Annotated in this window: 24 protein-coding genes; 8 read left to right on the top strand and 16 right to left on the bottom strand. The window is 37.5% G+C overall.

All coding sequences use genetic code 11. The features are described 5' to 3' along the window. Positions 1–17: 17 nt before the first annotated feature. The 3 genes from WIW89_RS02305 to WIW89_RS02295 all read right to left on the bottom strand — a co-directional run bounded on the left by WIW89_RS02305 (position 18) and on the right by WIW89_RS02295 (position 4,397). On the bottom strand, positions 18–1,292 hold the full coding sequence (locus tag WIW89_RS02305) for a TldD/PmbA family protein (RefSeq protein ID WP_337709200.1): 1,275 nt from the start codon (positions 1,290–1,292) through the stop codon (positions 18–20). Between the two features lie 2 nt (positions 1,293–1,294). After that, positions 1,295–2,677 (bottom strand): TldD/PmbA family protein, encoded by a 1,383-nt coding sequence (locus WIW89_RS02300; protein WP_337719613.1) that lies wholly within the window; start codon positions 2,675–2,677, stop codon positions 1,295–1,297. 154 nt (positions 2,678–2,831) lie between these two features. Continuing rightward, on the bottom strand, positions 2,832–4,397 hold the full coding sequence (locus WIW89_RS02295) for an ammonium transporter (protein ID WP_337719612.1): 1,566 nt from the start codon (positions 4,395–4,397) through the stop codon (positions 2,832–2,834). Positions 4,398–4,661: 264 nt separating this feature from the next. Between WIW89_RS02295 and WIW89_RS02290 the strand changes: the two genes are divergently transcribed. After that, complete coding sequence (locus WIW89_RS02290; RefSeq protein ID WP_337702880.1) at positions 4,662–5,174, top strand: zinc ribbon domain-containing protein; 513 nt, start codon at positions 4,662–4,664, stop codon at positions 5,172–5,174. A gap of 48 nt (positions 5,175–5,222) precedes the next feature. On the opposite strand, the gene WIW89_RS02285 is transcribed toward WIW89_RS02290, so the two are convergent. Then, a complete protein-coding gene (locus tag WIW89_RS02285) occupies positions 5,223–5,906 on the bottom strand; it encodes a peroxiredoxin (protein WP_337702882.1) in 684 nt (227 codons plus the stop codon). A gap of 145 nt (positions 5,907–6,051) precedes the next feature. Between WIW89_RS02285 and WIW89_RS02280 the strand changes: the two genes are divergently transcribed. From WIW89_RS02280 to WIW89_RS02270, 3 genes are all read left to right on the top strand, one after another. Then, a complete protein-coding gene (locus WIW89_RS02280; RefSeq protein ID WP_337702884.1) occupies positions 6,052–6,462 on the top strand; it encodes a hypothetical protein in 411 nt (136 codons plus the stop codon). 752 nt (positions 6,463–7,214) lie between these two features. Next, positions 7,215–7,523, top strand: coding sequence for a hypothetical protein (locus tag WIW89_RS02275; RefSeq protein WP_337719611.1), 309 nt, complete (start codon positions 7,215–7,217; stop codon positions 7,521–7,523). A gap of 61 nt (positions 7,524–7,584) precedes the next feature. Next, positions 7,585–7,908 (top strand): hypothetical protein, encoded by a 324-nt coding sequence (locus WIW89_RS02270; RefSeq protein WP_337719610.1) that lies wholly within the window; start codon positions 7,585–7,587, stop codon positions 7,906–7,908. Between the two features lie 2 nt (positions 7,909–7,910). Here WIW89_RS02270 and tenA read toward each other — a convergent pair whose 3' ends face one another. The 7 genes from tenA to WIW89_RS02235 all read right to left on the bottom strand — a co-directional run bounded on the left by tenA (position 7,911) and on the right by WIW89_RS02235 (position 14,022). Then, positions 7,911–8,576 carry a thiaminase II gene (gene tenA, locus WIW89_RS02265; protein ID WP_337719609.1) on the bottom strand — a complete coding sequence of 222 codons (666 nt, stop codon included), beginning with the start codon at positions 8,574–8,576 and terminating at the stop codon, positions 7,911–7,913. A gap of 873 nt (positions 8,577–9,449) precedes the next feature. Next, positions 9,450–10,058: a trimeric intracellular cation channel family protein gene (locus WIW89_RS02260; protein ID WP_337719608.1), complete on the bottom strand. Its 609-nt coding sequence runs from the start codon at positions 10,056–10,058 to the stop codon at positions 9,450–9,452. Positions 10,059–10,210: 152 nt separating this feature from the next. Beyond that, entirely contained in the window at positions 10,211–11,272 is a 1,062-nt protein-coding gene (locus WIW89_RS02255) for a hypothetical protein (RefSeq protein ID WP_337719634.1), read from the bottom strand. Beyond that, complete coding sequence (locus WIW89_RS02250) at positions 11,262–11,426, bottom strand: hypothetical protein (protein WP_009071800.1); 165 nt, start codon at positions 11,424–11,426, stop codon at positions 11,262–11,264. The genes WIW89_RS02255 and WIW89_RS02250 overlap by 11 nt, the downstream gene beginning before the upstream one ends. A 215-nt stretch (positions 11,427–11,641) precedes the next feature. After that, positions 11,642–11,959, bottom strand: coding sequence for a hypothetical protein (locus WIW89_RS02245; RefSeq protein WP_337719607.1), 318 nt, complete (start codon positions 11,957–11,959; stop codon positions 11,642–11,644). A 197-nt stretch (positions 11,960–12,156) separates the two neighbouring features. Continuing rightward, entirely contained in the window at positions 12,157–13,593 is a 1,437-nt protein-coding gene (locus tag WIW89_RS02240; RefSeq protein WP_337719606.1) for an MFS transporter, read from the bottom strand. Between the two features lie 93 nt (positions 13,594–13,686). Continuing rightward, positions 13,687–14,022 (bottom strand): zinc ribbon domain-containing protein, encoded by a 336-nt coding sequence (locus WIW89_RS02235; RefSeq protein WP_337719605.1) that lies wholly within the window; start codon positions 14,020–14,022, stop codon positions 13,687–13,689. Positions 14,023–14,362: 340 nt separating this feature from the next. Between WIW89_RS02235 and WIW89_RS02230 the strand changes: the two genes are divergently transcribed. Further along, positions 14,363–14,995 (top strand): hypothetical protein, encoded by a 633-nt coding sequence (locus WIW89_RS02230; protein WP_337719604.1) that lies wholly within the window; start codon positions 14,363–14,365, stop codon positions 14,993–14,995. 100 nt (positions 14,996–15,095) lie between these two features. On the opposite strand, the gene WIW89_RS02225 is transcribed toward WIW89_RS02230, so the two are convergent. Further along, entirely contained in the window at positions 15,096–15,521 is a 426-nt protein-coding gene (locus WIW89_RS02225; RefSeq protein WP_337719603.1) for a PaREP1 family protein, read from the bottom strand. A 242-nt stretch (positions 15,522–15,763) separates the two neighbouring features. On the opposite strand from WIW89_RS02225, the gene WIW89_RS02220 reads away from it, so the two are divergent. Next, a complete protein-coding gene (locus tag WIW89_RS02220) occupies positions 15,764–16,336 on the top strand; it encodes a hypothetical protein (protein WP_337719602.1) in 573 nt (190 codons plus the stop codon). 18 nt (positions 16,337–16,354) lie between these two features. Here WIW89_RS02220 and WIW89_RS02215 read toward each other — a convergent pair whose 3' ends face one another. Next, positions 16,355–17,722, bottom strand: coding sequence for a dihydrolipoyl dehydrogenase (locus tag WIW89_RS02215; protein ID WP_337719601.1), 1,368 nt, complete (start codon positions 17,720–17,722; stop codon positions 16,355–16,357). A 32-nt stretch (positions 17,723–17,754) separates the two neighbouring features. Continuing rightward, positions 17,755–19,470, bottom strand: a complete 1,716-nt coding sequence (locus tag WIW89_RS02210) for a serine/threonine-protein kinase (RefSeq protein ID WP_337719600.1) — start codon at positions 19,468–19,470, stop codon at positions 17,755–17,757. A gap of 22 nt (positions 19,471–19,492) precedes the next feature. Between WIW89_RS02210 and WIW89_RS02205 the strand changes: the two genes are divergently transcribed. Both WIW89_RS02205 and WIW89_RS02200 read left to right on the top strand, forming a co-directional pair. Next, positions 19,493–19,645, top strand: coding sequence for a hypothetical protein (locus WIW89_RS02205; RefSeq protein ID WP_337719599.1), 153 nt, complete (start codon positions 19,493–19,495; stop codon positions 19,643–19,645). 227 nt (positions 19,646–19,872) lie between these two features. Beyond that, positions 19,873–21,036, top strand: coding sequence for a family 1 glycosylhydrolase (locus WIW89_RS02200; protein ID WP_337701219.1), 1,164 nt, complete (start codon positions 19,873–19,875; stop codon positions 21,034–21,036). Between the two features lie 312 nt (positions 21,037–21,348). On the opposite strand, the gene WIW89_RS02195 is transcribed toward WIW89_RS02200, so the two are convergent. Together WIW89_RS02195 and WIW89_RS02190 are read right to left on the bottom strand one after the other, a co-directional pair. After that, positions 21,349–22,347 (bottom strand): zinc ribbon domain-containing protein, encoded by a 999-nt coding sequence (locus WIW89_RS02195; protein WP_337701217.1) that lies wholly within the window; start codon positions 22,345–22,347, stop codon positions 21,349–21,351. Positions 22,348–22,420: 73 nt separating this feature from the next. Beyond that, a complete protein-coding gene (locus WIW89_RS02190) occupies positions 22,421–22,996 on the bottom strand; it encodes a hypothetical protein (RefSeq protein ID WP_337701215.1) in 576 nt (191 codons plus the stop codon). Positions 22,997–23,047: the final 51 nt, after the last annotated feature.

The raw sequence follows: 23,047 nt of genomic DNA, 5'->3' as shown, positions 1-23,047 counted from the left end.
GGACGCTAATTCCACCTTTACCAAGCTTTAGTTATGTTAACACCATCTACATACACATACGGCGAGATAGTAGGTATAGGTGCGTCCCACCACCTCACACTATATTTATCCTTTCCGAGTCCTTTGACATTCTTCATCAAGTTAGGGAAGGAGTCAGATATTCTTATTCTACCAGCAACACCTTGCGGTTTACCTTCCTTATAATATACTATTGCATCCCTGCCTACAGTTGAAAATGTTCCTTCATAATAGTTCTGAAACCTGGTATACCAATTGTTATTAAGAAATATCACTTCTTTGCTACTCGCCAATAACGAGTCCAGAGATTGGTCTCCCGAGTTAATCTCGAAAGAATAAGCAATGGGATATATTAACCCTGCATTACCGGTACTCTTTTCTCCGAAAATCTGGGCTAACTCATTGTTAAACAACAGCGAATTAAATACCCCGTCCTTAATTATCTCCTTATCTCTGGTATAGGTAGCCTCATCATCGAATTCTGCAATCCTACCCTTTCTGGGGACGTCGGATATTGTGAGAAGTTCACTGGCTACTTTCTCACCCTTTTTATATTTAGCGAGGAAGGATGACGCTGTCATTACGCTGAAAGCTGAAGCGAAGTCAGCAAAGAACACCATGAAATTAGCCACCACCAGAGGTGAGAGAACAACGTTATACTTTCCGTCGTCTATCCTCACTTTACCAGTTATTGAAGCGAACTCATTAGCCTTTTTCAGGGTTTCGTTAAACTCCTTAAGCGAATCAGAGAAAAATGCCCACTGACCGCTATACTCACCGTTAAAAGACCTCGCATAACCGTCAGCCCTTATTCTGGTCTCCGTTCCTTTAAACCCCTTGTTCGTCATAAGCTCAGTCGTCGTCTCATAAACGTTCACTATCCCAGAACTCGGAAACTCTGACTTCGCCAACACTGAATCTATAAAACTTACGTCTTGTCCTTCTATCACAGACCTTAACTCAGCGTTATCCTCTTTTACTTTCACTTCACCATCGTTTTCAGTCAATTGCGGGACTATATCGCTCTCAACAGTGTAATTAAATCCCTCTTTTACTCCCGTAATTATCTTATCCAGTTCTTCCTCTCCAGAGAAAGTATAGGAGTAAAATCTCTTACCTTTGACTACAGAGACAGAATATTCAACTTCATTTAACCTCTGGACTTCCGCTATTTCGCTTAAAACAAACTTTACAATTAACCTCTTAGTCTTAACTTTCTTTATTATTACACTGTCAAATCCCTTAAGACCGTCAAGTATTTTCTCCAGTTCCACGGTTACTCACCCCTTACCTTTACGGTTATATTCCTCGCCCTCATGTTAGGTCCACCAAACCACACGGGGATCGGTTGATCAGGGTCCCCTTTCCCACAAGTCCCTCTATAAAAGGAGAGAGTATTGTCCACCGCGTCTATCGAAGACAGAAGCTCAAAAGTAGTAGTCTCTAAAACGGGGAAGAGAAGTGGCTCCCCAATCTCCCCGTTTTTAATCTCATAAGCCTCAAGCCCTACGTATCTCTCCCCTACCCTCAAATCATCAATATTCCACTCCATATAAGATTTGAAGTAAACCCCATCCTTTACGTCCTCTATCAACTCCTCAAAAGTAAAGTCGCCAGGTTTAAAGAACGTATTCGACATCCTTACTAGGGGTTCTCTGTCATACGCTGAAGCCCTTGCAGATCCGTTACTGTTAACACCGAACTTATAAGCAGAGAACCTATCCTGAAGAAGCTCATTAATTACTCCTTCCTTTATGAGATATTTAGGTCTTGCTTCTATCCCCTCGTCATCTATAAGGTAGTAACCAGAACTACCGTAGATCGTAGGATCGTCTATTACAGTGACTTTATCGCTAGCTATCTTCTCTCCGAAATTCTTCCCTACTAAATAACTCAGCCCAGCTTGTGCTCCCTCCCTCCCTAAAATCCTGTCCGCTTCGAAGGGATGACCTACGGACTCATGGACAATTATCCCCGCTAACTGATTACTCAGGATTACGTCTTTTCTACTTGGCGTTACCGCTTTTCCTTTTTCCAGAACTCTATCAACTGACTCCAAAGTGCTCAGGAGGAATTCCTCAAGGTTCCAATTTTTAACGATTTCAAACCCTCCGCTACCTCCTAGATCTCCATTAGCAATAGTCGCGGATCTTTCGCCGTTCTTCAACGTTATAGAAAAGTACAGACTGACCCTAGGCACATAACCCTTTACTTTAACACCGTCCTCAAACATTATCTCCTTTTCCTCCTTTGACTCCGTGTAATAGAAATTAACTGAGACAACCTTAGACTTAAGGTTCTTATCTGAGTAGATTAATTTAGAGAGGTCTATTAAGAGTTTGACCTTCTCTTCAGTCGATATGTTGTCTAATTTTATTTTCTCTTTTACTGAATACTCTCCGCCAACCCTTTTATCAGAAGAAATTCCTTTCTCCCAACTCCTAAACCGTAAACCTTTTAGTTCTAGACCTTCAGGAGTAGGTGAAGAAGAGAATAGAAGAGATGAACCGTCAAAAGCCCTAACACTGTACCCTCTTTTAGACCATTTGTAAAGACCACTAGGTTTTCCATTAACTATCGCTATATTAAGATAAGAATTAGATTGGTATCTGAGCTCTATCTCCTTAAAGGTTGAAAAATTTCGTAGCAAATACTCCATAGTATAACTAATATGCCTAAACCTAAAAATCTAAAGTAATAAAGCAAAGCACAAATAGATATAATAGAAAACAGATAAGGTCTTAAAAAGATTTGTTGTTATTATTTATTTAATTTTAATTACTATATTTTTACTTAAATTATCTAACACTAACTTATTTCTTTTCCTTTTCTTCTTCTTTCGCTTCTATTTCTTCTTCTTTCGCTTCTACTGTTTCCTCTTTTTCTTGTTTAGCAGACTCAGGTAAGGTTGCTAATAATTCGGAGTATGCCACCTCACCGTGCATTGCGTAATCTCCTACAGCAAGCTCAGTGGGTTTGGCTTGAAGCGGTATGAACAGACCTATGAGTTTCAACAGACCGAACGTCATTGTGAAGTCATATGCAAATACTACTGCAACTCCTAACGCTTGAACAGCCAATTGGTACCAGTTACCATAGAGTGCACCAGTTAAGCCTGGATCTACGTACTGTGTGACATTAGGGTCTGCAAATACACCAGTAAGTAAACCACCAAGTATTCCAGCAATCCCGTGTGTGGAAAAGACTCCTAATGTGTCGTCTACCTTTAGTTTAGGCTCTAATTTGTATAAGGCAAGCCATGGTACCGTTCCAGACGCAATTCCTATCGCCATTGCCTCCCAACCATTCACGTATCCTGCTGCTGACGTTATAGCTACTAAACCAGTGATTGCACCTGAAGTAGCACCTACTAACGTTGGCTTCTTGAAGAATTTCATATCCATAAGCATCCATGCTATGGCACTTGCTGCAGTAGCTATGTTAGTGTTTAATACAGCTATCGCAGCATCTATTGTAGCTCCTCCGGGGTCACCACCGTTAAATCCGTCCCATCCTAGCCATATAAGCCCCGCACCTGCCAAGACTAAAGGTAAACTGTGAGCCTCTAACTTTCTCTCACTAGCTAATCTAGGACCTACAGCTAATGCAGCAGCTAGAGCACCCACACCAGCATCTACATGAATTACATAACCTCCACTGAAGTCTACAGCCCCTAACTGGTTTAGCCAACCTCCTGCGAATAACCAATACGCTACGGGGCTGTAAACAAGTAAAGACCATAGAGGTACAAACACCATCCATGCCTTAAAGTTCATTCTTTCGATAATACCACCAGCGAGTAATATTGGGGTTATAGCAGCGAAGACAAACTGGAAAAATATGAAGGTCGATGTAGGTATATCAACTAGACCGCCCCCTGGTCCGAAGACTGTCTGGTGGGCTTCATAACTACCTAACCAAGCCGGTAACGGATAACCCATAATACCGTATTTTCCAACGTGAATAAATGCAGGATAACCGAAACCTGCATTATAACCAGCGATCATCCAAACTATTAGGACAGCAGCAAATGCATAAAACACCATTAAAGCGGAATTAACAGCGTACTTCTTCTTAGAAAGGCCTGCATAGTAGAGTGCAACACCAGGAACACTTTGAAGACCTACGAATGTAGCCGCCGTAAGCATCCACGCATTACTTCCGGTGTCAAGCCAAGATGGTACCGCTGCAGAAGGATAGTCTGCAGTGTGATTCTCTAAAGCTAAAATGGATTGGTTTAAAGATTGAATTTCAGCTGTAATATTGCTAGTGGTTTGTGCTGAAGACGAATGTGAAAAAGCTATTACAAAAATTGTTAAACTTAAGATTATTGTTAACTTAATTAAGCACTTTTCATCGAACCAGATCTTTTTAGGCATCAACACCTATTAAACTTAAATTGGTTTTAAATATTTCTGAGATTTACACTTAAGGTTTTTAATTTTTTATCGACAAACAAGAAAACAGTTAAGATATCGTCAATTATAAACTAGTTGGACTTTATGAATATTTTTTATTTCAAATGTATTATCTAAAAAAATTCTCGTTGAAAAGTTTAAACCTTATAAGAAGTCCTCTCAGAATGCCGTTTCCAAATCCTAATAACAGCAACCAATATAATCATGTGAAAATAGAGTTATACTATGCAAAAAACATATACAGGGAGATATGTAAATATACCGTTATTAGTCCAAGAGATAAATAACATGTTCTTAAGCGAAGGTTGGGAAAGCCAAGTCCAACAATTATCAATGGGAATGATGCAACCAACTATGCCACAGTATGCGGATTATGAGATAAGGGCTATAAAAAGAGGACATTTTCACCACGTAGAAACCGTAATTGTAAGGGTTAAGGGTTATCCTAACGATTTCACCATAATTGTAGAAGAAGAGCATATAGGACCCATTGGTAGAGAATTGATTAACAGAAGATTATTCGGTAACATAGATAAACAGATAAACGACGGTCTCTTTGACATGCAAATGCCCATGGGAATGCAAATGGGACCACAGCCTGGAACGATGCAATCACCAATGGGACAACCAACACCTCAACAGCCAATGCCTCAAACACAAATAAGATGCCCCCAGTGCGGATATATGAACCCGCCCGGGGCTAAGTTCTGCTTAAATTGCGGAACAAAGTTAATGTAAAGAAATTAAATAAAGGCGGGGAAAATATTTTTCTTTTTGTTTAATCGTTCAGATGTATTTAGCTGTCTCCTCAGCTTCCTTCTTATCTATTTCTCTGTAAGTTAACCACCATGCATAGCCTTTATATTGCCCTAACCTCAGCTTAGCGTCTTTAACAGTTCTTGGAGGAGGATTCAACACGTTATCACCAATTATCTCGTTCTTAGGCCAATTTGCCGGCATAACAGCTCCGGTCTTGTCTATTAACTGTAAAGCTTTTATACTCCTCAGGATCTCGTTAATATTTCTTCCCAACTCGAGGGGATAATACATTATAAGCCTCACTGTGCTCTTGTCGTCAATTATGAATACTGCCCTTACTGTAGATGTGGATGACTCGGCATGAATCATTCCTAGTCTTTTTGCAACTCTGCCCATAGGGTCTGCTATTATAGGGAAAGGTATCTCCACCTTCAGAGTACTTTCTATCCAGTTAACCCATTCTATGTGGCTGATGTTAGTATCTACGGAAAGACCTATTAGTTCTGTATTTAACTTCTTAAACTCTTCATACTTTTTAGCAAAAGACACGAACTCGGTAGTACATACGGGTGTAAAGTCTCCAGGATGGCTAAACAACACAAACCATTTACCCTTGTATTGGTCTGGTAGCTTTATTCTTCCATGAGTTGTTTCAACCTCTAGTTCAGGAAACTTTTCACCTATTAAAGGCATTCTAAATTCTTCTTCCATTTTTCTTTTACCTACATTAAATTAGACTTAGTACTATTTAAAATTTATGATTATTTCTAATTTGAAGTTATTCCGATTTAAAGCTTCTTTATAAGATTGGCTTATGAACAATCTTAATAAAAGAGGAGTGTAATAACACCCTGAAATGAAAGGAGCTATAGCAGCTATCGTAATCCTACTGATATTGGCAGGTGCTACATATTACCTCTACAGTAACGGGTACTTCTACACCGTTAACGTACAAGGCATTTACGTGGAATACCAGAACAGTTTCCTGATCAATACGATCCACACGTCGTATAGTAACTCTTCCTTAACTCTCCACGGCGGTCAAACCTTTGTTATAACGCTGACTATGGCAAATAACGGCTTATTACCCACTGAAATAACCGGGATTAACGTATCAGCTCCGTTCACTCTTTTGAGTGTATCGCCATCCTTACCAACCACAATAAACCACGGACAGAGTATGAGCTTCACCTTGACTATAAAGGCACCTATGAAATCCTACACTGGATCATTACAAATCTACGTTAATGGTACCAAGACATTATGATTAAATTCCAACACTAAAAATTAACATTTAATAAAAATTTAAGATAATTAAAATATTTTTTCAAACGAGTAAATACCTGATTGTTAATTTATAATATAGCGGATTTTTAAAATGTTACAGATATTATTTCTATATAGATTTAGCTGACCGGAGATAGCCCAAAGGAGTAATTCTAACGGATAATACGAAAGTGGGGAAATACCATAACGAATTCTATTTTTCTTCAAAGTTAATGCTAAAGACTTATCTTATTTAAGATGTAAATCTAATCTATTTTAACAGTTATTTTATATCTTTTTAAATATTAACTATTATCTTTTAATAGAATTCACTCTAAACTATAAACAAAGTGAATTCTTGGAATGAATTAGGATATCGCGTATTTACAATTTCATAAATACTATTTGTAAAATAATATATTTTTTATATATATTGATATAGAATATTTAATACTAATGAGATATAGCAATCGTGGGCTAGCCCAAACTGGTCAAACTTACTGGGTATTATCTACAGTGTTATTACCCTATACATACGATCTCATTTCTACAAATGAATGCTGTGAGTTTTATATGTAAGTGATGTAAAGGACAGAAATAAGAAGCGTACCGCATTTTGTAAATCAAAGAGTTTTTATTAAGGTAAAGATACATTTACGATTAACACTTATTCAGCTGTAATGTTCAGACAAGAAAGATGATGGAGCTACTAATACAGTAATGCTTTATAACTTTCTCTAGTGATTGTAACTCATGGCTGTCATTGTAAGAAAAGTACACAAGAAAAACGATGGAGGAATAGTGTGGATCTCAATCGACGAGGTACCACCCATTATTAAAGATACTAGCGTAGTAGACGGTGCTTTCTTTGTACGCATAGCAGATGACAAAGGAGACAAGGTAATTAGGTTGACAGACCAAGAGGCGTTAGACATAGCGTATAGAATCATAGAAGCTTATAAGAGACACGTCAACGAGTACCCTAAGCTGAACCAGAGAGCTTATGAAGAGTATAAAAAGAGAAATCCTGAAGAAACGGATTCCTATGAAGACCTTGAGTAAATGAAAATGTTTTTTCATTTTGATGAAAAAATTTTTAATATAGTAAATTCTAAATAATCATATGGTTTGGAAAGAATTAATGGATGAAATGAAGAAAAACGTGAAGGAGATGATAGAGACTGGAAAGGAAGTCGGAAAAGCGTCAATGTCTGCAGCAGCAGGTGTAACTAAAGAGACAATGGAAGTAGGAAAAGACGTAATAAAGGCTTCAATGGAAGTAGGAAAAGAAGCGGAAAAGGAGTTTAAAGGGACTGTGAAGGAAGCTATAAACCACACTAAAGATGTAACTGGGACACTGACCGAAGGAGTAAAGGACGCAATGAAGGGACCTATTAGAGAAATGAAAAAGTTAGGAGGAAAAGACGAAGAGCAACAAAAGCAGTAAGCCTAATACCCTGCCCTTTTTAAGTTAAAGGGAAATCTCTCTAGCTTATATGCAGAGTCCCAGAACATGTACTCAAATATCGAAGCAGTTCTGAAATGCCTCATCATATTCTCCTCTTGTTCCTTAGTCACCTCAAATCCATCTATGATTTGAATAACAGCTCTGACTCCCTTTTCGTACTCCTCTCCGCCATAAGTGTCTATCCACTTCTGATAAAACTTGTTAGCACTGCCCATCCTCTTCAACTCCTTTCCCACCTCCATGTATATCCAATAACAAGGGAGAACTGCTGCTACCCCCTCATAAAAGGGTCTCGAGTATACTACAGATATTAAATAGGACGTATATAAAAGGTTAGTAGGCGAAACCTCATATTCCTCGGGGTTTATTCCCCACTCTTTTGTAAATCCTTGGTGAAGCTCCCTCTCTACATCGAGAGCGTGAGTTACGTGAGTTGCGAATAACTCTCTTTCCTCTGATTTCTCAGCCTTAGCGGAAAGGAGGGCTAATGCCTTAGCGAATTCCTTCAAATAATGGTAGTCCTGAATAATATAATACTTAAACTTTTCAAGAGGTAAAGAGCCATCTGTGAGACCCTTTATAAAAGGGTGAGTTAGGATACCTTCATAAACGTCTCTTATGCCGGACCAGAGTTCGTCAGACCTCATATTATTACCATCATTCTTCACCTATTTTTCTTTTTCAGTCAAACTAGAGCATTGTTAATCTCATTAAATTGAGTGTAATAAATTTGTCATTCTAGCTCTATATTTATTAAATTGTCACAATTTCTCTCCTTTTTCATTTATTTTTATTAGAAGGAGTTTAGATGTCTTGGTTATATCTTCCAATATCGGAGACTAAGGAATACTCAAGGTGTGTATTACTTTCAAATCACGTTATGAATGTCTTTACCCTTATTTCAAGTGGAAGTGACGTCTTTATTGTTCTCTTTATAGGAACCATATAATACAGTGTACAGTTAACTGCGACTTAACTGCACAAATTAACGGGGCTTACATCACTCCATAACTAAACCACGTCTTAACATAGGCATAACAGCACCATCGCGGGAAATAAGCTTTTATGAAGTTCTTTTGGACGTGGTAGTTTGTACTCAGATCTCGTAATAATAATTAAATATTTCTTGTAGTGAGTAGGTTTTACGAATTAAATATTGTTACCTCATTAATTTTTGAAAATAGGTCAGTAAGAGGAAATATAAGCCGTAAGATTTAAGGTAGGTAGACTCTAGAGTTAACAATATCACTACTACTTTACAATAGAAACATTGATGTAAAAATTTTATGATTTTGAAAAATTAGTTGAGCGTCTGATCTAGTAATGTGTATTCATAATCTATAAATAATTAAACCTGTGAAATTCTTGTATCTCATAGATATTATTAAAAAATAGAAGTACTTAATGCTCATATAGTCTTAAAAACTAAATAGAAAATAAACCTAAAAAGCTCTAACTAAGAATTATTGAAATAATAAGAAAAAAAGGATAAAAGGAGAGACCATAGAACTTTACTTAATCTAAACCTTAATTTTAGGCAACTCCCATTTATTCCTTATTGCCATAACCCTTATTACCAGAGCAATGGTGAAACTTACTATTGTCGTTACGAGATCCGAGTATCCTAATTGTCTCAGAGAGAAGTAAATTGCTGAGCCTAGAATAGCTACTGTAGCATAAAAGTCCTTAGTAAGTACCATGGGAACTTCGTTAGAGAGAAGATCCCTGATTACACCACCACCCGTAGCTGTGATAGTCCCAACAGTAATTACTAATAACACGTTTTCAGAAACCGAGTATGCCAGAGAAGAACCAGATACTGCAAAAGCTGCTAGACCTATAGCGTCAGCATAAAGTAAGGGCTTTTGAACATGAGAAAAGACCTTGTAGAACGTGAATGTGAACAAGCTCGATAGTAAGGCAACAGTAGGATAAGGCAAGTACGTTAAATTGGTAGGAGGAGTTTTGCCGAGGAGTAAATCTGCTATTATTCCACCGCCTAACGCTGTAGAGAAGCCTAACACCAGTACACCTAAAAGATCCATGTTTTTCTTAATCCCTTTAATTGCACCAGAAACAGAAAAAGCTACAATACCAATGTAATTGGTGGCATCAAGTACCAAGTTCATTAAGGTCTATTCACTAACTAATTATCGGAGTTTAAAGAGCTTTCTATATCGTCTCGTTGATTTAAATTCTAGTTATCCCGAATTGTTTAGTTGATACTGTCTCCTACTCCTAGCTCCTTCGCCTTCTCATTGTCTGTAACATTTTTACGTAACTACTTATTATTTTTAATTACTTTTAATCCTTTTAACGCTATTAAGTAAGCTGAGGCTGTATGCCTATCAAAACCCTTCTCCCTCATCACCTTGTCGTGTTCTTCCGAGTTTGTAGTACCCTTAGGATTAACTAGAATAACGTCGAAACCCAACCTAAGTGCTTTAACAACACCGTGAATTAACATTTGCCTCTTAGCGAAACGCGAAACCTTCCTATTACCGCTCTTACTCCTAGTGAACCTCCTCCTCTTAACCAGGAACAAGTCCTCAAAAACAACATAATCAACACCAATCCGTGATAGGAAATTGAGAGCTTGTGATAGAGCATTCAAACGTAAAGCCCTAGCTTTCCCTTTAGGAAAACCCGGTCTAGTAACATCCGAATACCACCACGTCTTATTAGCAATAACTTTACCATCCTTGCTAACCACAACAACGTTCAACCTATCACTGTTTAAATCAAAACCGGCAAACAAACCGTAACCCACAGGTTTTGGTGAAGAGAAGTACTTCAGATAAAGCCAGAGCGGGATTTGGAGGTGGATCATAGGGTAATGCTTGAAACTTACTACAGCACCGTAACCCTCCTCCTTTTTACTCGCTAAATCCTCTAACTCTTTAAGCAATGGTAAGTACTCCTTGCCGAAGTACGCCTTTCCGTGAACCCACTTACCCCACGGGTCTTTAACTCTAACTTCCACGTGGTCTTCAAAAACGTGGAACTTAATCCCCCTATTTCCCTTATCGCTTTTATTCCCCCTACAAGCAATCCACTTTTTTCTAACCTCAACCTTATTACCGTTATTCTCAACAAGGGCTAAGACTTGTTTATAAGCCGTTTCAGCGTAAAAAGCGTAAGGGATGATCTTGTATAACTCCTTAACAGCATCATTTAATGAAACTCCTTTTAAAGCCAAGTTAACCCCGGCCTTCACAGCCTTTGAGTAATAATAAGCAATCCTTGAGATTCTTTCGACCCCTTCAAACTCAACCCTACCATTTATAGTCACGAATTGGAAGTTATCAATTGCTTCCTTAGAACCAATTAGCTTACTCCTCATCATCTGGTAGGATAACAATTACTATCACCTCCTTACCGTATAATTCCTTCCCCTTCTCCTTGAGCTTTGAGGGGATAGTTATACCATATCTCTTATTCCCATACTTATCTGTACCATAACTTGAGACGGTTGATTTGAAAACTATTTGCTTCATAAGAGTGTTAGAAGCATTAAAATTTATAAACTTTTATGCTAACATTAAATTGGAGGGTGCCACCATGAAGTCTATGAGCAGTCGCGAGGTGGAGGAAGGCACCCAATGAAACTCCCCATGTCCTTGAAGGGAGTGGTTGAACTACCGCTCCCGTAGACGGCATGGAGAGGGAGAAGGAGTGATGAGGCTAAGTGATTAATAGTCACGAAAAGTGACTATTGGTCACGATGAAGGCCGAACTCTTGTCCTAATTGTACTAACATTAGTATTTCGTTAGTATTACTTTCTGCTGCAAAAGCTAACACCTCTCTGTCAGGGGAGATTCTGTTAAAGACCCTAACAATATTTTCAGCATCTTCTTTAGTAGGTACTACGAATATTATAGTTTTGAAAGGAATTGAATTTAACATTAGTCTGAAAAATTTACCGTAATCACGAATTATTGATTTAGGAATTCGTCTTGATATTAGTTTTCTCTTATCCACGGATAATGTTCTAAGTATTTCATCGATTTCCTCTACTCCAAAAGGCATACTAATATACTCCAGTTACCCTTATATAAAGTTAAATTAAAGAGTGTTAAAAATGAATACTGGATTAAATTTCGCTAGGGGTATTTTTAATTTGTTTAATCTTTTATCTTATATTTTCTATCTTTGGAATATATAGTTATTTTTGTAATAACTAATAAAAGTTAAAGTAATTATTAGGGAGCAATAGAAGGGATTTATCAATTTGCCCTCCTTGCAACATCAACTTGAGTAGTCCTTACTTCCTTACCCCTCACGGCCGATAACACTAACGCAACTACGAGTACTCCTACAGACACTAAAAACGCGGAATGTAAACCGTTTATAAATTTGCCAGCTACACCACCTATAAGGTCAGAAGTGCCCAGAAAGACCTGAAAAGCTACATAACGCGGAATTGTAAGGGATGCCGCTGTAATCGAGATCACGTAACTCATTAAGATACCCGTGTTGCTTAAAGTCCTTAACATACCAGAAATACTTCCATAAGAGTGTTTAGGTGTATTGGCCATTACTGAGCTGTTGTTAGCTGGGTAGAAAAGAGAAGAACCTAACCCACCTATAACGGATAAGCCTACGATATAGATTAGAGGAGTGTCTAAATTTAACGTATAGGAATAAAGGAACGATACTAATATCATCAAACCTATCCCTACTGTGGCAGGAGTTCTAGCCCCAATCTTATCCGAAAGTCTACCAGCTAAAGGACCTACCATACTCGCTATTACATATCCCGGGACAAGCAATAAAGAAGCGTTCAAAGGAGATAAGCCCCTTATTCCTTGCAAATACATGATTAACAAAAAGGCTGTAGACAAGTACCCCGTACTCTGGAAAAACGATGCCAATAAAGAAGCTGTAAGGACTCTATTTCTAAAGACAATAATGTCTATAAGCGGGGCTTTAGCTCTTTTTTCTATCACTATAAAGGGAAATAGAAGCCCTAATCCTATTAATATTAGTATCTCGTTTTTTAACGCTAATCCTTCGCCCGCCATGTCAGCGCTTCCGTAAGTTATCAGAGATAACGCCGTTCCGAAGAGGATGACCCCATATACATCAACGTCTCTTTTTACCCTATTTACGTCCTTCACTACTCTAAACCCTAAAAGGGATGCTACAACACCTATAGGGACATTAATGTAGAATATGTATCTCCATCCTATCAACGTTGTTATTATTCCACCTAGCACTATTCCTAACACAGCCCCTACATTCCAACCTATTGAAGTATAACCGAAGGCCTTGCCTCTTTCATTAGGAGGAAAGTGGTCTGAAATAATCGCTCCACTATTAGCCTGCATCATAGAGGCTCCCAGAGCTTGAATACCTCTAGAGCCGATGAGAAAATACGCTGAAGGAGATACTCCGCACAAGGCAGAACCGATGGTGAAGATAATGAAACCTGAGTTGTATACCTTAGCCCTTCCATAAGAGTCTCCTAGTCTCCCTAATTGGGTAGTTAACACAGCAGCTTCTAATAAATAAATCAATATAACCCAGATCATTGTGAAGAGATTAGAATGAAGATCTGTCACGATTGTAGGTAGTGCTAAGATGACTATAGTAGAATCCACAGCACCCATTAATACACCTAATACTACAACCAATAGAAGCAGTGTTCTGTTTGATACCATACAATATTTTTAACGTATATATTTAAATTATCTTCTGACTACTAACTTATTCTTTAATTAGTTTTATTTCAAATTTTTATTAAAAATAAAAAATTATAATGGACTTCCACAATTAGTGCAGAACCTAGCATTTCCAGGGTTCCGATATCCGCATGAAGGACATACTTTGACCTGGTTAAACTGGTAGGGTTGAGTGTAAGGTTGAGCATAATAAGGCATTGTGGTCTGATACCCATACTGATAGCCAGGCTGTGGCATAGTACTTACGGCACCACTGTTTATAAGCCTCTCTATCTCTTTCATGATTTCATGCTCTATCTCGATATTCCACAGTCCTTCTCCAGCTTCTACTAAGAGTCCTACAGGTCCTAATATTAAGTCACCTAAGAATGCCTCAGTAACGTCTTCAGCTTTCACCCAGTTAGCCACTCCCGTTTCTGCTTCAAGGTATCCCTGGCCACCAAAGAGCTTGACTGTGAAAGCCCTATCCGCAGCAAAAAAAGGCTCAAAAAACCTTCTTTTTTAGCCTGAACTATATAGTAATTCCCTGCACCGTAATACTGAGACTGATACCCTTTAAAACTAAACCACTGAAAAAGCTGTACAGCTAACATTTGAAGGTTTACATTTACACCTTGAAATACTTTCTTCATTAGCAAAATTTCCTATTTTCAAATCTATTAACTTTATCCGAATACAGCAAGGAGAAAATATTGTCAAAACTTAATATTTATTAGCGTTAGAGCTAAGACGATTAGATAGTATAAAAATGAGCTATAAAACAAGTAGTGGCAAGAATACAGTAAATATTATACTCTCTTTCGTAATTTCTATTCTAGTTATGATATCGACGTTATTCTTAGCTCCGACGCTTATCTCAATACCAATTCCACCCTCTATTAACACCGGTGCACTTAACGTAATTACGCAAGGTAACTGGACTCAAGTTGTTAGTGCTGTAGTATCTCGACAAGACTCTATGTTTGTAATTACATTTTCTAATGGGACTTCATTAACCTTAGAAAGGAATAATTTCCTCAAATCAAATTTAGGAGAAATATTTCTGAATAGTTCTAATAATCGTGATGCCATCGAGTTTACCAAGGCTTTCGTGTATTTTTATGAAGATAATTACAGTGGCAAAACCACTTTACTTATAATTAAGGCTTATTATACTCAACCTAATTTCCAAGTCCCTTACGAGATCTATTCAAGTACTCAGGGCTTCAGCGGCACTGAAGGACCTTTCTATTGGGTTGGAAATTCAAGTTATTGGGTTGGTTACTCTAACCAAACTTCCAATCTATCCGTCCTAACTATAGTTAAAACCGTTAGCTTTAACATAACTGTATATCAATATCTGTCTATTCTTCAGCTTATAACGACCTCGAACAACTTATAGCATTTTATACAAAGATATTTTAGCGAGATATGCCTTAACAAGAGCTAATTTCATTACAACCAGATTATCTCTAAGTTAACGATATTCTCCATTTAAGTTGTTATTTTAAACCTTTCATCATTTGGCATTTAATCATCTTTATTCTATCAACTTGTTCATACGTGAGATATTGTGAAACCCATTCATAGTTTAACGAGACCAGAAGTAAGATTATACTTTTTTTATCCACTTTGTTTTCCTTATATTGTTCGAATAAGGATAGAGCCATCTCCGTAAACTGATATATATTGCGATAAATTTTATCCAACTGTTTCGATACTTGTAACATTTCCTTTTTTGGCACTGCACACTTTGTATCTTTTCTATGAAGATTATGGCGCATAGCTAATGATTGTAACAGCCTCCTCTCTGCTTTATACGCCCTAAATGCTGACAATCTTAGATCGCCTTTCTCTAATCTGTAATAAGACGCAATAAAGTCGTTGTAGCTTATTCTGGCATACGTAATTTCATCCCTGATAGTCATTATGATTAATTTACCTTATGGAGGTTTTTAACTTTCGTGAAGCGACTTCTTAGCAACTTACTTTCTATGACGAACTGCTGAACCCTACGTAATTATTTAAGTGTTATAGCTCTACACTTATATTTAGATTATAATAAACTCTAGAAGGATTCTCATAACCTACAAATGAACTTTTGCAAGATTCTCAACTAGGTTTAAATTATTCGAATAACTTTTAAAGTAAGAATATTGAGTGACTACTCATGGATATAGGGTTAATAATAGGAATATTAATACTAATCTTCGATTTTGCAATCTCTATATGGAACAGTTATAATGCGGGGAAAATATCTAGTTACAGAAAAGGATTAGGAACTTTAGTATTCTTTTTGGGAGGATTCTTGCCAGTAAGTTATGTAATCGCGACAATAATCACATTTATACTAGCATACTTAGGTTACATCTCAATATCAACTACAACATTCATTTTAGGATTCGACTTCCTATTTTTCGGACTAGCAATAATAATGTGGGGAGTAATAGCTACAACCCTAAGCGTTGTAGCCACAGTAAGGGGAAGAAGCTGGACAGCTGGAATAATAAGCGTTTATAACGCCTTTGCAACTATAGCAGATACGTGGGAATATATCACGGGCTTCCTTTCAGCTTGGAAAAGCATAAGGAGAGCCGTAGATTCCAGTGACTTTTCCATTATAGACGTAATAGCCATCCTAGCTATAGCACTCGGCATTGGGTATGTAATCTCTTATGTAGCGTACAAAGAAGGTCTTAAATCTGAGATAGGATATTCTTACGCTTCAAGGAGAATTTTTTAAAAGTATTTAAAAAAAAAGTCATAGAACTTTTCTTGCAGTATATGCTATAAGTTCATTCGTCGTAGGGTGTTGGTCTGCGAATTCAGCCAAATCCCTAGCTGTCAATCCGTGGGCTACAGCTTGTCCTAACTCGTTAATAGCAAACCCTGCATGAACACCTACGATCCAGGCCCCTATTAACCTTAAACTACCACGTTCAAAGTACAGTTTTAAAACTCCGCCCATCTCGTCATACATTTGTGCCATAGGATCATTCTTTAACTCGTAAGAAGCCTCAATGAAGCTGATCCCCATTCTTTTTGCTTCGGAAGGCATAATTCCTACGTAAGAAGCTGGCGGAATTGTGAAGATAGTTACTGGAATACTCTTGAAGTCCACGTAGTCCACTGGCGTGCCATTACTCATAATATTATAAGCTGCTGCAATCGACATCCTTACAGCAGCGTGAAAATATGGAGCCTTTCCATTGACATCACCAGTTGCAAAGACATTAGGTAAGTTTGTTTTCATGGAGTCGTCGACACTTATATGACCTTTACTATCTAGTGCTAAAATTCCTCCAGCACCCTCGGGTAAAACGGGTTTCCTACCCGTAGCAAGCATAACTAGTCCAGTTTCTAAACTCTTCTTATTCCCCTTACCGTCACTATAGAAGACCTCAAACTCTTGTTCCCCTATCTTTTTGATTTCTAGGATAGGGGAGTTATACATTATTTCTAAGCCTAATAGAGGTAATAACGTGTTTACTATTTCGCTTTCGAAACCCTTGAGTACTTTATCGCTCCTTACTAGCAGTCTAACGTTGTAGCCTAACGCCTTAAGGATGGTAGCAGTCTCGAGTGCAATGTAACCTCCTCCTACTATTGTTATATCGTCAGGAAGTCTTCTCAAGGACGTTCTGTAGCCATAAAGATCGTCACTTGTTATCGAGAATTCAGACCCAGGGAATTTCGGCTTAACAGGTTCACTTCCAGTAGATATGACTAAGTACCTACCCTTAACCTCGATCATTCCATTCTCGGTTTCGGCTTCTACTGTCTTATTATCTATTAACTTTGCCTTTCCTCTTATTAGCTCTATATTGTCTCTGAATTCCTTTAATTCCTCTCTATGCTGCATATACCTTATTTCCTGAACACGATCCTTGTGATCCTGAATTAGGGAGAAGTCCGGTTTTAAATTAGCTTTCAGAATTCGGTTATTTCTCCAGACTATCTGTGCTAGTTCTCTAATAGTCTTTGACGGGATACACCCTGAAAAAAGGCAGTTACCTCCTAGTTCTCCTTTAGGATCTATGATTACTACTCTGTACCCAGATCTGGCTAGTCTGAATGCACCCGGATATCCTCCACCACCCGCCCCTATTATTATTACATCTGTTTCCATAAAAGTATGTAGAATCGTATGTGTTTAAAAAATCATTTAGAGAGAAGATAAGCGACTTGTTCACTCGTATACCTCTTCGTGAAATCGGTACTTATACAACCGTAAATAACGTTGACAAGCTCTTGAGGAGTATTAGGAGGCAATTGAGGGCGCCAAGAGGCTAGAACAACCTTAGCTTGGTTAATGTAACCCAGTGCCTCGTTTATTCTACCACTGATAAACAGATCAGAGGCTTTATTAAGATAGGGAATTGCAGGGTTATCGTTATGTAGTGTCAGGAGATAGTAAGCTGTAATCCCTAAGGAAAATACGTCCATAGACGGATTCGCCCCTTTTCCCAACACTATCGCTTCTAATTGCTCTGGAGGGCTATAAGCGGGAGTTGCTTGGTTAAACTTTTGCCCGGCTTTTACTGCAGACCCTAAATCACCTAACTTCACGTTACCTACTACGGTTAGATTCTTCAAGACCTCGTCCACTTGGTTTCCAACCTTTTTTGCGAAAAATATATTTTGAGGCTTGACATCTAAGTGAACGTACCCGTTTTTGTGTAAAAAGCTCAAAGCCATAGCTATTTCCCTAATAATTAACTTAACAATTATGGGCCATTGCGGGTAATTAACCAATTGAGTCTTTATCAGATCTGCGGCAGTACCACCTTCCATAAATTCCATAATTATTGCAGGTGGATATTTGAAGTAGGCTTCACTATTCCCCCTTAAGGCTGATGTAATGTTATTTATATCAACATATATACCGTAAATTCTCACAAACCGTGGGTTCTTAGACAACTCTTTCAGGTTCTCCGACTCACGAAATAAGTCATCAAAAGACGAGAAACTTAGCGCCCTTGTTTGTGAAGACTCATTTCTCATACTTAATACTTTTATAGCGTAGTATGTTCCGTCCTTTTCAGCCTTTAGAACGTACCCGTTTCCCCCTACCCCGAGGACGGAAAGAACATTATAACCATAGATATCATTACCGACCCATACCCTTGGATCCCACTTATCCAAAGGAGGCAATATAATGGGCCTCTTAGGCTCTACAACGCTTGTGTATGGTATAATAATCTTTTCTCCTCTGTTTATTACTCCGCTTTCTACATTAGGTTTAAAAACTACTTCACCTATTCTGATCTCTTTCGCCTTCCACGGAGCGTTTTTTGAGCCCAATATAGGAACTAAGATAGGAGACATTGAACTACTCGAAACGTAATCATAACCTCCTACGTTAACGCTCCACTGGATATTGGAAGGAAGACCCGTTACTAAAAAGGTAGCAAAACAGTGAGGATACTTATCGTATGGTATTGTACCGCTGGTAACGAAATTAATTTCAATCTTTCTCCCCTCTTTCACGTTCCCACTTATCTTGTCTGGCAAATAGTATTTACCTTGCACGAAGGAGGGACAGAGATGAAACTCTACCCTTTTCTCGTTCAACACCAGCATTCGTCCGGTGACTTTTCTGACAACACCGTTAATCTCTATCTCCCACTGAGAACCATCAGGTATACCCTTTTGTAAAATTACTATAGGATATCCTTTACCGCTAGCTGCGATTATATTTGCAAAGGCTAAAGTAGTAAATGTAGACGATAGTAATAGTAATGGCAATGTGAAATCATTAATTAACGGTTCATAAGAGGACAGCTCGTAAGCCACTAGGGCTGAAGCAATAGTAATAACTTCCCAAGCACATGGTATCGCTAAACCGGGTAAACCTAATATTACTGCAAGTAGCACAGACAGAAAAGGAATCCCTAAAATGCTCGTGTTCCCCGATGAAATAATTAAGAGAAGTGATACCGAAAATGATAGTATAAAGGCTACATACGTTAGATTACGATTAAAAGATGCTAATATAGAAATCAATGACGTTATTATTAACAATGTAACATATAGAAAGGAAAACGACTGAAAAAACAAGAGTAATAGTATAGGGGTGGAAATACTGACAATGGACGCCTTAATTAGTCTTCTATTATAGTAAGGCATAGTAGATAATACTTTTACTCGTCATAAAAAATTAAGTGATGTTAAAATACCCGAACTGAGTACATTATTAAATAGAAAATTTTCATTGTCTTCCTTAACTTTAGTCGAGTAATTTTAAAACGTTAAATATTATGAACGTTTTTATAATTTGTGAAATTCGGATTTTCTACGTCAGCTTTTCAGTTTGAAGAGACAAACACAAATTCAGACTGGTACGAATGGTTAACCGACGACGTTAACTTATCCACGGGTAAAGTGGTTCCCTACTTACCTTACATGAATGCTTACTTATCAAAGTACTCCGTTATACACGACTTAGCCTCAAAACTTAATGCGAGTATTTGGAGGTTTAACCCTAGCTGGAGTAGGCTTTTTAAAGTAGAAGATAAAATAGATAACGAAACTGTCAATAAATACAAGGAAATCTTGAAAGACTTAAAAGACAAGGGGTTTACAATCATTCTTTGCTTAAATCACTTCGACCTTCCTCTATGGATACATCAGCCCATTATCGCACGCGACTATCTTCTTACCAAAGGAAAGCTGGGTTGGTACGACGAGAACACCGTAAGAAAATTCCTATCCTTTGCAAAGTTTATCCGTGACACTTATTCAGAATATGTTGATTTGTGGTGCACTTTCAACGAACCCAATATACTGATTAACTTCTCTTATCTTAGCGGAATATTCCCTCCGGGTGTAACTAGCAAAATTGCCTATCAGAAAGCGTTATTAAACGTTATAACAGCTCATAACTTAATATATGATGAATTTAAGGGCTTAAAAGTAGGGCTTGTCTACAACTTTCCATATGTTCAGGGAAACGACAGAATGGAAGAAACTGTTTATTCCTTCCTAGAGAAGGTCAAAGTAGATTGGATAGGAGTGAATTACTACTCAAGAATAGTCTATGATAAAAACGGAAGCCCCAAGAAGGGATATGGTGTATTTTGCCAACCTAACTCAACTTCCCTAGACGGTAATCCGACCTCGGATTATGGATGGGAATTATATCCTAAAGGCTTAGAAGAAGTATTAAGAAAAGTAAGTCGATTTTACAAACCTATATATATTACCGAAAACGGAATAGCCGATTCCAAGGATAAACTAAGACCAAACTTCCTTCTTCAACATCTGGAGGCAATAAAAAATTCCAGGGTTAAAGTAGAGGCTTACATGTACTGGTCTATAATAGATAATTACGAATGGAACTTTGGCTATGAAATGAAGTTCGGCTTATTTGAATTGGACTTTAGACCCAGACCAAGTGCATTTTTGTTCAAAGAGTTGGTGGAAATCTACTCAGATATTTGAGTAAAAACAAGAGACGAGATGATAAGAAAATAATTATTACACGGTAAAATTATTTATACTCCCTTCTCTAGCTTAATAATTACATTGTTTACAAATCAGCCTTCTTCTACAACAAGTAACAACTAAGGCTAATACCAGATTAGTCCTCCTTATCCCCTACAAGCTAACAAGTTTAGGAAACTCTAAAACTGTTATTTTATAACAATCTAAAATTAACTTGAGAACTAGCGATCAACTTTTAATGAATTAAGAACGTAGCTTATTTTTATGCCCATTATAATAGTGGAAGGAATTATAACGAAGGAACACGGCTTACAAAGTTTTAGTTACTTCCATATCGGCGATTAAAGAGCTTAACTGTGAGCTAGAATAGCTTAACATAATTGAAGGAGAGGAATATATTAGCACCATCACTACCCAATTTCCGAAAGCGGTAACACCAACTAATAAGTTTCCGCCTTTTGCTATATAAACAGTATATCCATTAACTAGGGTAGTATATTTTAATGTGTTAGGAGAAGAATAATAGAGCCCATTAGATGTTACATATGCCACAATATTTTGTGCAGCTTGGTTAGTAGACGCATTAAGGTAGATGGAATAAACGTTAACTTCAGAGTTACTATATTCAACTAAACTACCTGCAATTACCCCTTGCACAGACGAAGTTTGATGACCTATGACGTAATAATATATTGTAGATAAATTACTAGTGTTCATAATTATTGACCAACCAGAAGCACCTAGTACACTGTCCAACTGGAAAATGGTGAGATTGTGCACTGAGATAGCAGGAGGAGGTATGTAAAGAGGTGGAAGTAAAATTATGTCGAAGAAATACGGTAACACAACTGAAAGGAGTAATAGCGCTATAGATACGACAGCGACGTCGGCTATTATTGCCTTAACGACCTTTTTCCTCCTATTCTTAGTAGTTTTTACACTCTCTTGATATGAAGCAGGAGCTTGAGTATTAACTGGCAGAGGTGGGGAAGGTACTTGGGGAAGAGTTTGTTGTGGTGGCTGATAAGATATTGTCTGTTGTTGAAGTGATTGGCTCTGTGCTTGTCGTGGTTGCTTTAGAGGAAATCCACACTTCTTGCAAAAGTTAGCATGAGGAACATTTAGAGTACCACATCTAGGACATTGAATTAGAGAGGAAAAGTTTACGGTCTGAGAAGAAGAATTGTCAAATTTCATAGTGGTTGGTGTGTTTTGCTGTGGAAAAGTTACAAGAAGATATCCACATCTGGGACAATACAAGGACTCGTCGTTATTTGGATATCCACATCTGGGACAATACTTAACCATAGGATGAATAAAAACAACATATTATTAAAAATTGTCCGAAGGTGTAAGAAAGTATAAGATACACAAAATCAGTTTAAATCTCTAACTCCTTACAGCTTTTCTTCAATTGTCTTCTTATATAAAACCAATTTATTAATATTAAGTAAAAGATAGCCAGAAGGTCACTTCCTATTGTGAAAGAGAGAATGTCAACTTTATAACTATCAAACTCTGGATAGAAGTTTAAGATTGAATCTGCTAGTGGTAAAGAGAATAACAAAATAGAAATGATTCTCAATTGTTCAGAAAAGATCGAAAGCTCTTTTGCTATATTGTCTATCTTAATCATTAACCTCGACAAATTATATATTTTCTTTATCTCTTCATTCATAACTTTTGCTTTATCTACTACTTCTTTCTGTATATCATCTAACTTTATTTCTTCTTCTACTCTACTAGCTATCAGTATTTCTTCCAGTAATTCTGATAGATTACTTTGAGAAAAAAATTCTACTCCTTCTTCCAAGAACTTTAAGATCAGTTTACTTTTCCCTTCTCCTAATAAGTAATTTGTGTGTCTTTTTAATTTCTTACTGAAATTGTATATAATTACACTATTAGCTAATGTAAATGTTGTGAGCCCTAATAGTGATATAAAATTTTCACTCAAACTGGTTTACCTCGTAGAATTGTTTTGTTTTCATAAACTTAATTAATCCTA

This window comes from Stygiolobus sp. CP850M (assembly GCF_037389425.1).
GTDB lineage: Archaea > Thermoproteota > Thermoprotei_A > Sulfolobales > Sulfolobaceae > Stygiolobus.
Note: the sequence above shows the minus strand (reverse complement) of the source record. Positions and strands in the feature narration are given on the sequence as shown.

What these genes read in the sequence shown, in the direction of transcription:
- WIW89_RS02270 (WP_337719610.1), top strand. Translation starts at nt 7,585, where the DNA reads ATGGTTTGGAAAGAATTAATGGATGAAATGAAGAAAAACGTGAAGGAG.
- WIW89_RS02280 (WP_337702884.1), top strand. Translation starts at nt 6,052, where the DNA reads ATGAAAGGAGCTATAGCAGCTATCGTAATCCTACTGATATTGGCAGGT.
- WIW89_RS02290 (WP_337702880.1), top strand. Translation starts at nt 4,662, where the DNA reads ATGCAAAAAACATATACAGGGAGATATGTAAATATACCGTTATTAGTC.
- WIW89_RS02195 (WP_337701217.1), bottom strand. Translation starts at nt 22,347, where the DNA reads ATGGTTAAGTATTGTCCCAGATGTGGATATCCAAATAACGACGAGTCC.
- WIW89_RS02275 (WP_337719611.1), top strand. Translation starts at nt 7,215, where the DNA reads ATGGCTGTCATTGTAAGAAAAGTACACAAGAAAAACGATGGAGGAATA.
- WIW89_RS02220 (WP_337719602.1), top strand. Translation starts at nt 15,764, where the DNA reads ATGGATATAGGGTTAATAATAGGAATATTAATACTAATCTTCGATTTT.
- WIW89_RS02300 (WP_337719613.1), bottom strand. Translation starts at nt 2,677, where the DNA reads ATGGAGTATTTGCTACGAAATTTTTCAACCTTTAAGGAGATAGAGCTC.
- WIW89_RS02230 (WP_337719604.1), top strand. Translation starts at nt 14,363, where the DNA reads ATGAGCTATAAAACAAGTAGTGGCAAGAATACAGTAAATATTATACTC.
- WIW89_RS02205 (WP_337719599.1), top strand. Translation starts at nt 19,493, where the DNA reads ATGCTCGTGTTCCCCGATGAAATAATTAAGAGAAGTGATACCGAAAAT.
- WIW89_RS02295 (WP_337719612.1), bottom strand. Translation starts at nt 4,397, where the DNA reads ATGCCTAAAAAGATCTGGTTCGATGAAAAGTGCTTAATTAAGTTAACA.
- WIW89_RS02285 (WP_337702882.1), bottom strand. Translation starts at nt 5,906, where the DNA reads ATGGAAGAAGAATTTAGAATGCCTTTAATAGGTGAAAAGTTTCCTGAA.
- WIW89_RS02260 (WP_337719608.1), bottom strand. Translation starts at nt 10,058, where the DNA reads ATGAACTTGGTACTTGATGCCACCAATTACATTGGTATTGTAGCTTTT.
- WIW89_RS02250 (WP_009071800.1), bottom strand. Translation starts at nt 11,426, where the DNA reads ATGAAGCAAATAGTTTTCAAATCAACCGTCTCAAGTTATGGTACAGAT.
- WIW89_RS02240 (WP_337719606.1), bottom strand. Translation starts at nt 13,593, where the DNA reads ATGGTATCAAACAGAACACTGCTTCTATTGGTTGTAGTATTAGGTGTA.
- WIW89_RS02245 (WP_337719607.1), bottom strand. Translation starts at nt 11,959, where the DNA reads ATGCCTTTTGGAGTAGAGGAAATCGATGAAATACTTAGAACATTATCC.
- tenA (WP_337719609.1), bottom strand. Translation starts at nt 8,576, where the DNA reads ATGAGGTCTGACGAACTCTGGTCCGGCATAAGAGACGTTTATGAAGGT.
- WIW89_RS02255 (WP_337719634.1), bottom strand. Translation starts at nt 11,272, where the DNA reads ATGAGGAGTAAGCTAATTGGTTCTAAGGAAGCAATTGATAACTTCCAA.
- WIW89_RS02215 (WP_337719601.1), bottom strand. Translation starts at nt 17,722, where the DNA reads ATGGAAACAGATGTAATAATAATAGGGGCGGGTGGTGGAGGATATCCG.
- WIW89_RS02225 (WP_337719603.1), bottom strand. Translation starts at nt 15,521, where the DNA reads ATGACTATCAGGGATGAAATTACGTATGCCAGAATAAGCTACAACGAC.